Below are 15550 nucleotides of genomic sequence, written 5' to 3' on the forward strand. Positions count from 1 at the left end.
ATTTGAAAATTTGCATAAATAAAGTCTATTTGGTGTTTTTAATGAAAATATGAGTTTTGAAAAAAGTTATTTGACCTTTTGTATTTATATTAAATTCTAAAGGGATAAAAATCAAAGATGAGTTATTGTTAAGTTTGTAGCTTAATTGCGAATTTTTCTGATAATTTTTTAATATTTTGTCAAAATTTTCAAGCTTTAAAAGTTCTTTTTCTTGAAGTAAAAAATACAAGGTATTATCATCAATTTTCATAAAATATTTAAAGTCACTTGAATCAGCAATAAAATCAAATAATACTTCATCATAATTTTCTTTTAATTTGGAGTATTTTGGATGAAATTTTTTGGACATATTGTGAAATTCTATCTTTTGTGGTTTTAAATGAGTTAAATTATAAGTTTTTAAAAAATCATCAAAACTATAATTGTTGTTATAATTTTTATTAAGATTGTGCAAAGTGTTTTTGATACTTTTAATTTGATTATAATATTGCCTGCTTTGAATATAGTCAAGATTTAAAGAATGTATAGAGTTTTCTAATTTTTGCAATTGATATTTTTGTGAAGAAAAGCTTATGTAATTTGCAAAAAATCCTAAAAATAGTGCCATAAGTGCAAGTAGATAAAAAGAAAATTTTAATGCTATTTTTTGTTTAAACACGCTTAGATAATTTGCAATCAAAAGCCATAAATTTAAAGCTAATACTGCTAAGCGTTCTGGCGTAAAGCCATATTGTGTAATTCTAATTATAATAGCATAAAATACGAAAATATTTAGTGATAGTACCACAATAAAAAAGGCATAAAGTAATGATTTTTTGATTTTATAAAAAGATAAATTTATCCAAAGATTAATTAATAAAAAACTACCAAACCAAAGACATAAATGAACTATACTAAGATTTTCTAAAAGATTAAATAATGCTCCTAAACCATAGGTAAAAAGCATGATTATATATAAAATACTAAAAGTATTTAGTATAAAAACAAAAATTTTATGAAAATTGTATGAAGTAAAATTGCCAAGTAAAAATAAAGAAACAATTCCAGCACTACAAAGCCATAATGATAAAACACAAGAATCTAACATGCTTGAAGAAATATCAAATAAAAAATCAAATGAACCATAAAATATAGCCAAAAATATACCAAAAATGAACCAAAAGCTTATACTAAAAGAAATGGCAGCTAAAAAATGATGAAAATAATTAAAATCATATAATTTTCTTGCACATACTAAAGCTATAAGAGCTGTTGTTAAGGAAATATACAAAGAATTATTAGTAAAAAATATTAAATAATTTTCTATACCATCTTTAAAAATAAAATTTAAAAATATATAAAAAATTAGCCCAAAAAATCCAACCCATAAATTTTTCAAACTTTTATAATTTTGTATTAAATTGCTTTTTGATTCAGTGAATGTTTCACAAAAAATTATAAATAGGGTTAAAAGTAAAAAAATACTAGTTTGGTATGAATCATTAAAAAATGCTACAAAAAACCAAAAACATAAATAAAAAATAACTCCAAGTGGATGATTCAATAAAGCTATATAGCTAGAATTAATAAATTTTTTAAACATGAATATTTTTTATTTTGTTAAGTAAAATTGATATAAATTCTTCAAAGTCAGGTAAATTTAAATCCTTAATTTCTCTTTGCTGTTTTCCCCACATGCATTCAGGAAAAAACCCATCTTCTTTAAACCGTGCCATAACATGAAAATGCACTCTTGGTACATAGTTTGCAAAGGAAGCTATGTTGATTTTTTCTGGGTTATAGTACTCTCTAAGGCTTAATTCACAAGCTAAAACATATTGAAAAAGCATATTTTGCAAAAAGGCTGGGCAATCACTTAATTCTCTGTAATTTTCTTTAGTAAAAATTTTTACCCAGGGAATTTGAGAATTTTCTTTTTCTATAAATAAATAATCATTTTCATAAATCATACTAACCCTTAAGAAAAGACTAGGATTATTCCTAGTCTTTTGATTATTTTTTTGGTCCTATCATTTTTGTAGGATCTACAAATTTAGCAAAGTCTTCTTCACTTACCAAGCCAAGCTCCATAGCACTTTCTTTTAAAGAAATACCTTTTTTGTGAGCATTTTTAGCTACTTTAGCTGCGTTTTCATAGCCAATGTGTGGGTTTAATGCAGTCACTAGCATTAAAGAATTATGTAAATTATGATCTATTTTTTCTTTATTTGGCTCTATGCCAACAGCACAGTGGATATTAAATGAATGCATAGCATCAGCTAATAAATCAAGGCTTTGCAAGAAATTATAAATAATCACAGGTTTAAAAACATTAAGCTCGAAATTTCCTTGGCTTGCTGCAAAACCAATAGCTGCATCATTTCCCATAACTTGCACTGCAACCATAGTTAAAGCTTCACATTGAGTAGGATTAACCTTACCTGGCATGATGGAACTTCCTGGTTCATTCTCAGGTATGTTTAACTCTCCAAGACCACATCTAGGGCCACTTGCTAGCCATCTAATATCGTTTGCTATTTTCATTAAATTTGCAGCTAAGCCTTTCATAGCTCCATGGGTAAAATTAATTGCATCATGGCTTGTTAGTGCATGGAATTTATTTGGACTTGAAACAAATTTAGTACCTAAAAGCTTGCTTAATTCCTCGCTTACTTTTTCACTAAGTTCTGGATGTGCATTTAATCCTGTGCCAACAGCTGTCCCACCTATTGCAAGCTCTCTTAATGTAGGCAAAGAAGCGATGATTTGCTCTTTTGAGTGAAGTAACATAGAAAGGTATCCACTAAATTCTTGAGCTAGGGTAAGTGGTGTAGCATCTTGAAGGTGAGTTCTTCCTATTTTAATAATCCCTTCAAATTCTTTTACTTTCTTTTCAAAAGTCGCAATAAGCTCATCTAAAGCAGGGATAAGTTTTTTTTCTACTTGTTCTACTGAAACTATGCTCATAGCAGTTGGAAAGGTATCATTTGAGCTTTGGCTCATATTTACATGATCATTTGGATGAACAAGTTTTTCTTTTCTAAAATCACCACCCATAATTTCAGTAGCACGATTTGCTATAACTTCGTTCATATTCATATTACTTTGAGTGCCTGAACCTGTTTGCCATATTGCTAGTGGGAAATTATCGTCAAATTTTCCTGCTACAATTTCATCGCAAGCTTGCACAATAGCATTTTTTTTAGCATCGTCTAATTTGCCAAGTTTGTTATTAACTAAAGCCAAAGATTTTTTAAGATTTGCAAAAGCATAAATTAAAACTTTTGGCATTTTTTCACAACCAATTTTAAAATTTTCAAAACTTCTTTCAGTTTGTGCACCCCAATATTTATCATTAGGAACTTTAATCTCTCCCATAGTATCGTGTTCGATTCTATATTCCATGGCTTTTCCTTGTAATAAAATAAGATATGATATTTAAACCAAATAAACCCTAAAGTTTGCTTATAATTTAAGAAGTATTTATAAAATTTTTTAAAAAAGTGTAGTTTTTTCAAAACTACACAAAATATTTATTCTACGGTAACACTTTTTGCTAAATTTCTTGGCATATCTACATCATTACCAAGTCTTATAGAAACTTCTAAGGCAAGAAGCTGTAAGATTACCATCATTTCAAAAAATTCACACATATAGTGTTCTTGTTTTGAAGTTCTTATAAAATCATCGCTTAAATCAAAATCAAGTGGAGAAATAGCAAGTAAGGTAGAATCCCTTGCAGCTAATTCTTCTACATTTGATTTGGTTTTTTCATAAAGGCAATTTTGCGGCATTAGTGCAACGGTAAAAAGCTCGCTATCTGCTAGAGCGATAGGCCCATGTTTCATTTCACCTGCTGGATATCCTTCAGCGTGCAAGTATGAAATTTCTTTTAATTTTAAAGCCCCTTCTAATGCTAGTGGATAAAATACATCTCTTCCTATAAAGAAAAAGCCATGGCCATGTAGGTATCTTTTTGAAATTCTGTGTACTTTTTCATGTAAGTTTTGTTCAACTTTAACTATACTTGGCAAGCTTCTTAGAGCTTTGATTTCTTTACTCATATCTAAATTTGCTTTTTGTGCAAGATAGATTGCAAGCATCCATAAAGTTGCTACTTGAGTGGCAAAAGCTTTAGTTGAAGCCACACCTTTTTCAATACCCGCTCTAGTAAGTAATGATATATCAGCTAAACGCACGATATTAGAATTATCCACATTACATATTGCTAAAGTTTTAACTCCTTGTGCTTTTGCTATTTTTAAAGCTTCAAGTGTATCAGCTGTTTCACCACTTTGAGAGATTACTATAAAAAGAGTATTTTTGCCTATAATGGCTTCTCTGTATCTAAATTCACTTGCTACTTCAACTTTAGTTTTAATCTTTGCAAGTCTTTCAAGCAAATAAGCCCCGCTTAATGCTGCATGATAGCTTGTGCCACAAGCACAAAGTGTGATTTCATCTATGTTTTGTAAAAGAGTTTCATCTATATCTTCAAAAACAATCTGCTCACCTTGTAAGCGTCCCATTAAAACTTCGCCTAAAACTCTACTTTGCTCATAAATTTCTTTTTCCATAAAAAATCTATAACCATCTTTTTGAGCATAACTTTTATCTTGACTTAAAGCCACAAAAGTAGGTTGTATGCAAGCTTGATCATGACAAATTTTGCATTCGTTTAAATTCACATATCCATAATCTCCATCTTCAAGATAAGCTACTTTATCCACTAAAGAAACTAAAGGTGCATCACTTGATGCAAAATAATATTCATTTTCATCGCCATTTTTTCCGATGATGAGTGGCACTGCATTTTTAGCAAAATAAATTGTATTCGGATCTTTTTTACTTACAAGCAAGATTGCAAAAGCACCTTTTAATTCAGCTATAGTCTTTTTGAAAGCTTCAAATGGTTCTAAATTACTTGCATAGTGTTCAAATAAATGCACAATAACTTCAGTATCGGTTTGACTTAGAAAATTAATACCTTCTTGTGTGAGTTTTGTTTTTAATTCTTGGTAATTTTCTATGATTCCATTGTGTATTACACAAGAGTACTGTCCTAAATGTGGATGAGCATTTATTTCAGTTGGTTTTCCATGAGTTGCCCAACGCGTATGGCCTATAGCAAGTCCAAAGCCATCACTATTAAAATTAGCAGTTTTATTGGCTAAATTTTCTAATTTTCCAACCGCTTTAAAAAAGTCTAACTCTCCATCTTTCATTACTGCTATGCCAGCGCTATCATAACCTCTATACTCAAGCTCTTTTAAGCCTTCTAATATGATTTTTTTCTTTTCTTTGGTCCCTATATATCCTACTATTCCACACATCTTTTACTCGCTTATTAGTGATTTAAGAATTTGATCTTTATGATCTTGCAAGCTTTCATTTTTATGCAAAATCAAAACATTTCGCGTTCTTTCTTTTATGGTTTGAATTTTTGCTGCGCTTAAGATAATATCATATCTTGCAAGCACATCCATCACATAAGCCATTAAACCTTTCTGATCTTTTGTGTTTAAGGTTATTTTGGCATAGCTTTTGGAATAATTCATATCTAATTTTAATTCATCTTTTTTAATGTTTGGTTTTTTTGCCTTTTTTTGTACTTTTAAATGCAATTTAGAATTTAGTAAATTTTCTAAACTTTGTTTTTGAGTATCGCTTACTATATCTGAATATTCAAATTTCAAATAAACTTTTTCATCAAATAATTCAAAAAAACTCATAAAAATTAAATTCAAAGAACTTAGAGTATTGAGTATATTTTCAAGATTGTTTTTTCTATTCATAATTAATTCTAAAGTAAAATTATCTTGATTATCAAGCCAAAAAGTAAAATTTTCTTTTTGTGCAATTTGTGCTATTTTAATGATTTTTTCAAAACTATTTTTTATAAAAAAGAGATTAGATTTAATATGAGTGATATTATCTTGAGTTTGCTCATCAAGATCTAAAAAAGCCTTACTTCTTTTTAGGGTTTGTTCTTTTTTTACTCTTCTTTGGCTCTCATCAATCAAATTCTCATCCTCAAAGCCTTCTAATGCATTTTGAAATAATCTTTCTAAACTTTTATAATAAAAATGATTTTCTATACCTAAAGCTTTAGCATTGCAAAAAGATAAAAGATGTAAGGTTTTTAAGGTATTTATATCATTTAATTTGGAAATAAAATTTAAAACAATAGTAGAATTATAAATATCTTCTTTTTCTATAATGTCTTTAAAAGCGTTAAAATTTTTATACAATCTTAAGCCAAAATCTAAAAGTTCATTATCAACTTGGAATTTTCCTACATAAGCCCTGTAAATATTTGCTAAAGAAATTTCATTTTCTTCGTGAATAGCACTTAAAAGTATGGTGAGTTTTATTATTAAAAGTGTATTTTCATCAAAGCTATAATCTTTTTCTTCAAAGTATTTTAAGCAAAGTAATGCTCTATCTAATGCACTATAAACACCTTCTTCTTCAAGTAAGAATTTGCTTTGAGTAAGAGGTTTGCAAAAATCTTTTAAAATATTAGCATCAGCAAGAAGTTTTAAAAGAGCAAAAGAATGCTTTCTTTCTAAAATTTTCTTGAATAATTCTAAATTTTCATCTTTATTTTCTGCTCTTTTTAATGCAAAAATGAGTTTGATATCAAAATTATAATCTTTATCATCTAATTTTAAAAGTTGATTTAATATCAAGTTTAGGTTTTCACTTTTGTTAGAATAAGTAAAAAAGCTATCTTGTGTTTCATAAAGTTCATTATCTTTATAGTGTTTTTCTTGGATACACCTTGCTAAAAATTGCGTATAAATTCCACAAGTTTGCATACATTGCATGGCTTTTTGAATAAGTATGGATTTAAGATCTAAATTTTTCTTTTCTTTTTTTTGCATTAAGTTAGCAAGTTCTTGTGAATTTTGTATTAAAAATAAATTAGTGTTTTTACCTTCTAAAAGATTCATTGCACATTTAAGTGAAAATAAAAAATCACTTGCAAGTTTAAATTCGCTTAATTCTTTTTCGTTGATAAAATTAAGCATATAATTTTTAGGAGAATCTTTAAATAATATACTTAAATTTTCTATATCAAGCTGCTCATCTAAACCACCAAAATTTTTATTAATATCAAATTCTTGCTTGATTAAAGGTTGATGATAAGGGTTAAATTCTTGTAAGATTTTTAAAGCAAATTCTTCTTTTAATTCATCTTGAGCTTGAGAAATTTTTTCTTTGATTTGTTTGAATAAAATTTTAGATCCGCAAATATAACGATATTGTAAAATATTTTGTTTTAGTTCATTTTTAGTTATATTATAAAGTCCATTTATTTCACAAATTTGATAATTGATATTTAAATTAATATCATTTAATGAAGTAATAAATGCTTTCATTAAAGGCTTGATATTATAAGCTTTTATATCTTTATAAATAAGTAATAAATCAACATTTTCTTTTATACTTAAATTCATTTTAGCATATTGTTTAATAGCGATAATACAAAAAGGGAATTTATCATTATGCGGAAAATAATCATCAAAAAAATCATTCAAAACAAGCTCGTAAACATCTTCTATAAAACGATCAATTTCTTTAGAATGGTAAAAACTAAACGAGCCTTGTTTTAAAAAAAGTCTAGAGCAATAAGCTTCATAATCTTTTAAAGAATTTTTTAATTTTTGAATTTTTTGTATATCCATAACTTGATAATAATCCTTATTTAATTTTACTAGTATCATACCAAAAATACTTTGTATTAAATTTTAAGTAAGTTAAAATTATAATTGTAATTTAAATTTAAAAAATGGTAAGAATATGCAAACAATTATAGAAAAACTAGAAAATCAAGAAAGATTAAATGAAGAAGAAGCTAACAAGCTTTGGGATTTAGAGCTTTTTACTTTAGGCAAATACGCACAAAGAATTCGAACTAATTTGCATGGTAAAAAGGTTTATTTTAATATCAATCGCCATATTAATCCTACAAATATATGTGCAGATACTTGTAAATTTTGTGCTTTTTCAGCACACAGGAAAAATCCTAATCCTTATACTATGTCGCACGAAGAGATAATGAAAATAGTTGATGAAACAGTTTTAAGAGATACAAAAGAAATTCATATCGTTTCAGCACATAATAAAAACACTTCATGGCAGTGGTATTTGGAAATTTTTAAAATGATTAAAGAAAAATATCCATTTTTACATATTAAAGCCTTAACTGCTGCTGAGATTGATTTTTTAAGCAGGGCTTTTAATATGAGCTATGAAGAAGTGATAGAAAAAATGCTTGAATACGGCGTTGATTCTATGCCAGGTGGTGGGGCTGAAATTTTTGATGAGGAAGTTAGAAAAAAAATTTGTCATGGTAAAGTAAGTAGTGAAAATTGGTTAAAAATTCACAAACTTTGGCATGAAAAAGGCAGACAAAGTAACGCCACAATGCTTTTTGGGCATATAGAAAGTAGAGAAAATAGAATTAATCATATGATAAGATTGAGAAATCTTCAAGATCAAACTGGTGGTTTTAATGCTTTTATTCCTTTAGTTTGGCAACAAGATAATAGTTTTATTACGGGTAAAAAACCACTTGGCTCGGTAGAAATTTTAAAAACCTTAGCTATAGCAAGGATAGTGCTTGATAATATTAAAAATATTAAAGCTTATTGGGCAACCATGGGCATAAATTTAGCTATGGTAGCTCAAGATTTTGGTGCAAATGATTTAGATGGTACTATAGAAAAAGAAAGCATACAAAGTGCAGGTGGGGCAAAAAGTTCAAATGGCTTGAGTTTAAAAACTTTTATAGAAATGATTCAAAGCTCAGGCTATATAGCAATAGAACGAGATAGTTTGTATAATGAATTAAAAACTTATTAAGGATAAAAATGGATTTTTTTAAACTTAAAGAACATAATAGTGATGTAAAAACTGAAATTTATGCAGGTATTGCTACTTTTTTAGCAATGATTTATATTATACCAGTTAATGCAAATATTATGAGTAATTCAGGTATGCCACTAGAAGCTTTAATTGTTGCAACTGCTTTAGTAACTATTATAGCTACTACTTTTAGTGCTTTTTTCTCTAATACTCCTGTGGCTATGAGTGTGGGTATGGGGCTAAATGCGTATTTTACTTTTAGTGTGTGCAATACCTATCAAATTCCTTGGCAAAGCGCTTTGGGAGCTGTGTTTTTATCGGGTGTTATTTTTACTTTATTATCTTTTACTAATTTTAGGATTTGGGTGATAAAAAGCATACCAAATGATTTAAGAAAAGCTATATCAGCAGGTATTGGAACCTTTATAGCTTTTATGGGACTTGTGCAAATGGGGATTATCACCAAAAGCGAAGCAACCTTAGTAGGTTTGGGTGATTTCTCAAACACTAAAGTACTTTTTGGATTATTTGGTTTATTTTTAGTTTTTGTTTTTTGGGCTTGGAGGATTAAAGCTGCGTTTATTTTAGCTGTTTTTGTAAGTGCTTTATGTGCTTGGATTTTTGGTATTGATGGAGCTAGGTTTCCAGAGCAACTTTTATCTTTACCAGTTATTAGTGGAGATAATGGTTTAAGCGCTATATTTGGTAAGCTTGATATTAAAGGAGCTTTAGAGCTTAGTATGATTCCTATAGTACTTACTTTTTTTGTTACTCAGCTTTTTGATAGTGTGGGTACAATCACAGGTGTAGGCTCAAGAGGAAAAATCTTTGATGATCCAAAACAAGGTGAGAAAAAATTAGGTAAAACCTTAGGCGCTGATGCTGCTAGTTCGGCTATGGGGGCTGTTATTGGAACTTCTACTGTAACTGCTTTTGTGGAAAGCTCAGCAGGGGTAGAAGCAGGAGGTAGGACAGGGCTTACAGCTTTAGTTACTGCTATATGCTTTATTTTTACTTTATTTTTACTGCCAGTATTTAAAGCTATTCCTGCAAATTCTATTTATCCTATTTTGGTGCTTGTTGGAGTTTTAATGTTTATGGAAGTTGCAAATATTAATTTTAAAGATAAAGCTATAGCAGTGAGTGCATTTTTTATTATTATTATGATGCCACTGACTTACTCTATTACTACAGGTTTTGCTTTTGGATTTATTGCGTATTTATTTATGCGTATTATGCAAAAAGAATTTGATAAAATTAATCTTGGTATTATTGTATTAAGTGCGATTTCATTATTAGTATTTTTATTACAATTTTTATAGGAAGTGATTATGTATTATTATGCTTATGAAGAATTTCAAAAAGAAATTATTCCTTTTACGCGCAAAATTAAGGAAGAATTTAATCCTGATGTGTTACTTGCCATTGCAAGAGGTGGTATGACTTTGGGTCATTTTTTAGCAGAAGGTATGGGTAATAGAAATTTATTTTCTTTAAATTCCATTCATTATGAAGATACGCAAAAGTTAGATACGATTAAAATTTTTAATATCCCTGATCTTAGTTCATACAAAAAAATTCTTTTGGTAGATGATATTATAGATAGTGGTGAAACTATGATAGAAATCAAAAGAGTTTTAATGGAAAAATATCCTCATTTAGAACTCAAAGTAGCAAGTGTTTTTTATAAACCTTCAGCATTATTAATCCCTGAGTTTTATATAAAAGAAGCTAAAGAGTGGATTGACTTTTTTTGGAGTATTAAAATTTAGCTTTAAATCAAATACAAATGCTATAATATATATTGACTTTATTTTGTTAAGAAAGGATGTCTTATGAGTTTAACAAGAAGAAAATTTCTAAAAGGACTTGCTGCTACTTCAGCGATTGCTTCGGTTAATCCTTTAATAGCTGCAAGTGAGGGAACTAAATTTTATGATACTAAAAAAATTCCTCACGCTACTCACTTTGGTGCTTTTTGGGCTGAAGTAAATTCAGAGGGAAAACTTGTAAAAGTTACACCACAACAATCTGACAAACATCCTTCTATTATCACTGATGCTATCATTGATAGAACTTATTCAGATACTAGGGTAAAGTATCCTTGTGTTAGAAAAAGTTTCTTAGAAGGTAAAAAAAGACCTAAATTAAGAGGTAAAGAGCCTTTTGTAAGAGTAAGCTGGGAAAAAGCTTTAGAGCTTGTATTGCAAAAATTAAAAGAAACTCCTATTGAAAATTTATTTAATGCAAGTTATGGTGCTTGGGGGCATGTAGGTTTATTGCACAATTGTAACTCAGTAGCAGGAAGATTTTTTAATACAGCTTTAGGTGGTCATATCGGCACTGATGGAGAGTATAGTAATGGAGCTGCTGGTAAGGTTAATGCTAGTATAGTAGGGGATTTAGAAGTTTATTCTTTACAAACTTCTCATGAGGTTATTTTAGAAAATACTCAAGTTTATGTTTTATGGGGAGCTGATCTTTATAAATGTAACCAAATTGACTTTAAAGTTGCAAATCGTGGTAATGATGAGTATTATAAAAAATACAGCAAATCAAATATCAAATTTATTACTATTGATCCTCAATACACTCAAACAGCAGAAATTTTAAATGCCCAGTGGATTAAAATTCGTCCAAATACCGATGTAGCTTTAATGCTTGGTATGATGAATTATTTATATAAAAGTGGAAAATACGATAAAAAATTCATTGAAAAATATACTGATGGTTTTGACAAATTCTTACCTTATTTACTTGGAAAAACTGATGGTATTGATAAAACTCCAGCTTGGGCTGCAAATATTACCGGTGTTGAAGAAAAAGTTATTACCGCATTAGCAGATACTTTTGTAAAAAATAGAACTTTCTTAGCAGGTAACTGGGCTATGCAAAGAGCGCATCATGGCGAACAAGCTGATTGGACTTTAATGGTTTTAGCTTCAATGATAGGTCAAGTAGGTCTACCTGGTGGTGGATTTGGTTTTTCAATGCATTATTCAGGTGGTGGACAAGCATTTTCAGGTGTAAGATTACCAGTAGGTTTACCGCAAGGTAAAAATAATCTTGATACTAATATCCCTGCAAGTAGAATTTCAGAAGCAATATTAAATCCAGGCAAAACAGTTAAGTTTAAAGGTAAAGAGATTACCTATCCAAAAATCAAACTTATGTATGTAGTAGGTGCTTCTGTATTGGGTCATCATCCAGATACAAATGAGCTTATTAAAGCTTTAAGAACCCTTGATACGCTAATTGTACATGAGCCTTGGTGGACGCCTATGGCAAAAATGGCTGATATTGTATTGCCTTCAACTACAACTTTAGAAAGAGATGATATTAGTTTTGGTGGTTCTTATTCTCAAGATTATGTTTATGCTATGAAAAAAGTAATTGAGCCTTATTTTGAAAGTAGAAATGATTATGATATTTTTGAAGAATTAGCAAAAAGAATAGGTGAAAGAGAGCATAAAAAATTCACCGGAAATAAAACAAAAGAGCAGTGGCTTGAAGGTTTTTATGGCAGAAGTGATTGTCCTTATTATATGGAATTTGCTGATTTTTGGAAACAAGGATTTATTCATTTTGAAGCTCCAAAAGAAGCTTGTAATTTCGTAAGACACTCTGAATTTAGAGCTGATCCTGTGGCAAATAAACTTGCAACAGAAAGTGGAAAAATTCAAATTTATTCACCAAAATTTGAAAAATATAATTTAGAAGATTTTAAAGCACATCCAACTTGGTTTGAACCAGCTGAGTGGTTAGGTAATGAAAAATTAGTTAAAAAATATCCTTTCCATTTGTTAAGCCCACACCCAAGATATAGAGTGCATTCTCAGCTTGATAATACTTGGGTAAGAGATTTGTATAAAATTCAAGGTAGAGAGCCTGTGATGATTAATACAAATGATGCTAAAAAACTTGGTATTACACACGGAGAAGTTGTAGAAGTATATAACGATCGTGGATCACTTTTAGCAGGGGCTTTTGTAACAGATAATATTATGGAAGGGGTTATTAGTATCCAAGAGGGTGCTTGGTATGACCCTGAAGATGTAAGCGATAGCAAGCCAAGATGCAATGCAGGTCATGTAAATGTTTTAACAAGCTCAAGACCAACTTCAACTATGGCTCAAGCAACTAGCGTTAATACTTGTCTAGTGGGTATTAAAAAGCTAAAAGAAGTTATAAAACCTTATAACTCAACTACACCACCAGAAATTATAGGAGCTTAATAATGAAGAAGATTATATTAGTATTGACTTTTTTAGCTAGTGCTTTATTTGCTAAAGATATGTTTATTTTTAATGAAAAAGTAGATCTTTTAGATAGTGCTAACAAAAAAGTGGTAGGACAAATTTATGAAGGCTCTAAAGTAGAGCTTATAAAAGAAGAGGGTGAATATTCTTTGATTAAAGTTAAAGGTGAGGTTGTAGAGACAAATCCAAAAAGCCTTGCTTATACTAAAGATGGAATTTATCTTTTACTTACTTTAAATGCTAAAAATGCAAGCAATGAAATGGAATTTTTAGTTAAGAGTAAAGATTTAACTGATCAAGAAATTCTTGCTTGGGATGAGATAGAATTAACTTATTATGATACTTGTACAAGTTGTCACGCAGCACATAAACCAAAAGAACATTTAATGGAAGAATGGGATGCATACTTATCTGCTATGCAAGGGTTTGCAAAAATTACTGATGCAGAAAAAGATAGAATTTTAAGATTTTTACAATCTCACGCAAGTAATGGTCCTGTAAAACTTGACTAATCAAAAATGAAAAGGTATTTGCTAGCCGTTTTATTTTTTGATTTTTGTGCTTTATTGTATGGCATAAGCACTTTATCTATAAGCTACAATGAAGCACAAATTTATTTTTATGATCATAGCTTAATTGCTATGATTGCTAAATTTGGCACTACTCTTTTTGGTCAAAATGACTTTGGGTTAAGACTACCTTTTGTTTTATTGCATTCTTTAAGCTGTATTTTATTATACATTTTAGCTTTAAGATACACCAAAACTTCTTTTGATGCTTTTATTTCTGTTGTACTTTTTATATTGCTCCCTGGTAGTGTAGCTAGTGCTTTACTTATTAATGAATCAAGCATTGTAATATTTTTTACGCTTTTAATTTTAGTATTATTTGAATATAAGAAAATATTTTTATTTTATATTTTATTGGTTTTAGTTCTTTTTGTAGATGGAAATTTTGCAATTTTATACTTATCTTTTTTCTTTTTTGCTATTTATAAAAAAGATAAATTACTTATTATATGTTCTTTGATTTTATTTGCTATCGCAATGAGTGTTTATGGGTTTGATGCAAGTGGAAAGCCTAAGGGGTATTTTTTGGATACTTTGGGTATTTTTGCAGCTTGTTTTTCGCCTTTGATTTTTCTTTATTTTTTTTATGTTGTTTATAGAATTCTTTTACAAGATGATAAGCCACTTTTATGGTTTATTAGTGCAAGTACTTTTGTTTTTTGTTTAATTTTTTCTATAAGACAAAGACTTTTTTTAGAAGATTTTTTACCTTTTTGTGTGGTTTGTACGCCTTTGTTGATTCGTTATTTAATGTCTTCTTATCGTTCAAGAATGCCACAATTGTGCCTAAAACATAAAATTTTTATAGAATGTTCTTTGGTATTTTTATTATTTTTTTATCTTGGTATTGTTTTTAATCAAAGTTTTTATTATTTATTAAAAGATCCCAAAAGACATTTTGCCTATGATTATCACATAGCTAAAGAATTAGCTCTAAATTTAAAACAACACAATCTCACACATATTGCTACACAAGATAAAGAACTAGCCTTAAGACTTAAATTTTATGGTATTTCTAAGGGTAAACTAGAGCTTCATTCTAGTAAAAAAGCTAGTAAAATCTATGTTAGTTTAGGTAAGCATAAAATATATTATTCTATAAAATGAAACAAGCTTTTACTTTAATAGAACTGGTTTTTGTTTGTATAATATTATCCTTATTATTTTCTATGGCTTATGTTTATTATAAACCTGATTATTTGCGCTTGGGAGCTGAGCAAGTTTTAAATGATATTAAATACACAAGACATTTAGCTTTAATGCAAAATGATTTTAGAGTTAAAGAATTTAATATTGCTAAACGAGAGTGGTTTAAGGCTAAATGGCAACTGTATTTTATACGCTCAAAATCTGCCACTAATAATGAACAAACCTATACCATTTTTTTAGATAAAAACGGCGATGGCAATGCAAACATAGGTAAAAATATGATCAATAAAGACAGAGAAATAGCTGTTGATCTTATCAATCCAGATATATTAATGAACTCAGGTCAAAGTGGAGTGATAAATCAAAATGATTTCAAAGCAAATTTAAAATACAATATAGAAAAAACTTATGGTATATCTAAAGTTTTATTTGAAGGTGTTTGTAAAGGAAGTACGCGTTTAGTTTTTGATGATTATGGTTGTTTATATACGCCTTTAAAAAATGCTACACGTGCTTATGATAAACTTGCTTCTTTTAATAATGATTGCATTATAAGATTATCTAATAATCAAAATGAGCATATATGCATTATTATAAATCCCATTAGTGGCTATGCTTATATCCCTAAATTTTCTTCAAATAAATCACAAAATATTATACTTAATAATAAAAACACCTACTGTCATGCCTTATAAGATATATTGATGTTGTATCACCCTG

12 protein-coding genes are annotated in these 15550 nt (G+C 28.9%); 7 read left to right on the forward strand and 5 right to left on the reverse strand.

Going from position 1 to position 15550, the window contains the following annotated elements:
- Window positions 1–25: 25 nt before the first annotated feature.
- From L8X24_RS04815 to L8X24_RS04835, 5 genes are all read right to left on the reverse strand, one after another.
- Window positions 26–1378 carry a hypothetical protein gene (locus L8X24_RS04815; RefSeq protein ID WP_263663841.1) on the reverse strand — a complete coding sequence of 451 codons (1353 nt, stop codon included), beginning with the start codon at window positions 1376–1378 and terminating at the stop codon, window positions 26–28.
- A 196-nt stretch (window positions 1379–1574) separates the two neighbouring features.
- Window positions 1575–1949: an HIT family protein gene (locus L8X24_RS04820; RefSeq protein ID WP_263663842.1), complete on the reverse strand. Its 375-nt coding sequence runs from the start codon at window positions 1947–1949 to the stop codon at window positions 1575–1577.
- A 43-nt stretch (window positions 1950–1992) separates the two neighbouring features.
- Window positions 1993–3384: a class II fumarate hydratase gene (gene fumC / locus L8X24_RS04825; protein ID WP_263663843.1), complete on the reverse strand. Its 1392-nt coding sequence runs from the start codon at window positions 3382–3384 to the stop codon at window positions 1993–1995.
- Between the two features lie 128 nt (window positions 3385–3512).
- A complete protein-coding gene (gene glmS, locus L8X24_RS04830; RefSeq protein WP_263663844.1) occupies window positions 3513–5312 on the reverse strand; it encodes a glutamine--fructose-6-phosphate transaminase (isomerizing) in 1800 nt (599 codons plus the stop codon).
- Between the two features lie 3 nt (window positions 5313–5315).
- Window positions 5316–7670 (reverse strand): nucleotidyltransferase, encoded by a 2355-nt coding sequence (locus L8X24_RS04835; RefSeq protein ID WP_263663854.1) that lies wholly within the window; start codon window positions 7668–7670, stop codon window positions 5316–5318.
- Between the two features lie 115 nt (window positions 7671–7785).
- Here L8X24_RS04835 and mqnE point away from each other — a divergent pair, with 115 nt between their 5' ends.
- The 7 genes from mqnE to L8X24_RS04870 all read left to right on the forward strand — a co-directional run bounded on the left by mqnE (window position 7786) and on the right by L8X24_RS04870 (window position 15525).
- Window positions 7786–8850: an aminofutalosine synthase MqnE gene (gene mqnE, locus L8X24_RS04840; protein ID WP_257933294.1), complete on the forward strand. Its 1065-nt coding sequence runs from the start codon at window positions 7786–7788 to the stop codon at window positions 8848–8850.
- 8 nt (window positions 8851–8858) lie between these two features.
- Window positions 8859–10175 (forward strand): NCS2 family permease, encoded by a 1317-nt coding sequence (locus L8X24_RS04845; RefSeq protein WP_263663845.1) that lies wholly within the window; start codon window positions 8859–8861, stop codon window positions 10173–10175.
- A 9-nt stretch (window positions 10176–10184) separates the two neighbouring features.
- On the forward strand, window positions 10185–10625 hold the full coding sequence (locus L8X24_RS04850; RefSeq protein WP_263663846.1) for a phosphoribosyltransferase: 441 nt from the start codon (window positions 10185–10187) through the stop codon (window positions 10623–10625).
- A gap of 63 nt (window positions 10626–10688) precedes the next feature.
- Window positions 10689–13088, forward strand: coding sequence for a molybdopterin guanine dinucleotide-containing S/N-oxide reductase (locus L8X24_RS04855; protein ID WP_263663847.1), 2400 nt, complete (start codon window positions 10689–10691; stop codon window positions 13086–13088).
- A 2-nt stretch (window positions 13089–13090) separates the two neighbouring features.
- Window positions 13091–13624 (forward strand): hypothetical protein, encoded by a 534-nt coding sequence (locus L8X24_RS04860; protein WP_263663848.1) that lies wholly within the window; start codon window positions 13091–13093, stop codon window positions 13622–13624.
- A 6-nt stretch (window positions 13625–13630) separates the two neighbouring features.
- On the forward strand, window positions 13631–14788 hold the full coding sequence (locus L8X24_RS04865) for a hypothetical protein (RefSeq protein ID WP_263663849.1): 1158 nt from the start codon (window positions 13631–13633) through the stop codon (window positions 14786–14788).
- Window positions 14785–15525 carry a Tfp pilus assembly protein FimT/FimU gene (locus L8X24_RS04870; RefSeq protein WP_263663850.1) on the forward strand — a complete coding sequence of 247 codons (741 nt, stop codon included), beginning with the start codon at window positions 14785–14787 and terminating at the stop codon, window positions 15523–15525. The genes L8X24_RS04865 and L8X24_RS04870 overlap by 4 nt, the downstream gene beginning before the upstream one ends.
- Window positions 15526–15550 lie beyond the last annotated feature (25 nt).

Source organism: Campylobacter sp. CNRCH_2015_0814 (genome assembly GCF_025772765.1).
Taxonomy (GTDB): domain Bacteria; phylum Campylobacterota; class Campylobacteria; order Campylobacterales; family Campylobacteraceae; genus Campylobacter_D.

Coding starts and splice junctions, on each gene's coding strand:
- L8X24_RS04820 (WP_263663842.1), bottom strand. CDS start 1,949: ATGATTTATGAAAATGATTATTTATTTATAGAAAAAGAAAATTCTCAA.
- L8X24_RS04850 (WP_263663846.1), top strand. CDS start 10,185: ATGTATTATTATGCTTATGAAGAATTTCAAAAAGAAATTATTCCTTTT.
- L8X24_RS04865 (WP_263663849.1), top strand. CDS start 13,631: ATGAAAAGGTATTTGCTAGCCGTTTTATTTTTTGATTTTTGTGCTTTA.
- L8X24_RS04860 (WP_263663848.1), top strand. CDS start 13,091: ATGAAGAAGATTATATTAGTATTGACTTTTTTAGCTAGTGCTTTATTT.
- mqnE (WP_257933294.1), top strand. CDS start 7,786: ATGCAAACAATTATAGAAAAACTAGAAAATCAAGAAAGATTAAATGAA.
- L8X24_RS04870 (WP_263663850.1), top strand. CDS start 14,785: ATGAAACAAGCTTTTACTTTAATAGAACTGGTTTTTGTTTGTATAATA.
- L8X24_RS04855 (WP_263663847.1), top strand. CDS start 10,689: ATGAGTTTAACAAGAAGAAAATTTCTAAAAGGACTTGCTGCTACTTCA.
- glmS (WP_263663844.1), bottom strand. CDS start 5,312: ATGTGTGGAATAGTAGGATATATAGGGACCAAAGAAAAGAAAAAAATC.
- fumC (WP_263663843.1), bottom strand. CDS start 3,384: ATGGAATATAGAATCGAACACGATACTATGGGAGAGATTAAAGTTCCT.
- L8X24_RS04835 (WP_263663854.1), bottom strand. CDS start 7,670: ATGGATATACAAAAAATTCAAAAATTAAAAAATTCTTTAAAAGATTAT.
- L8X24_RS04845 (WP_263663845.1), top strand. CDS start 8,859: ATGGATTTTTTTAAACTTAAAGAACATAATAGTGATGTAAAAACTGAA.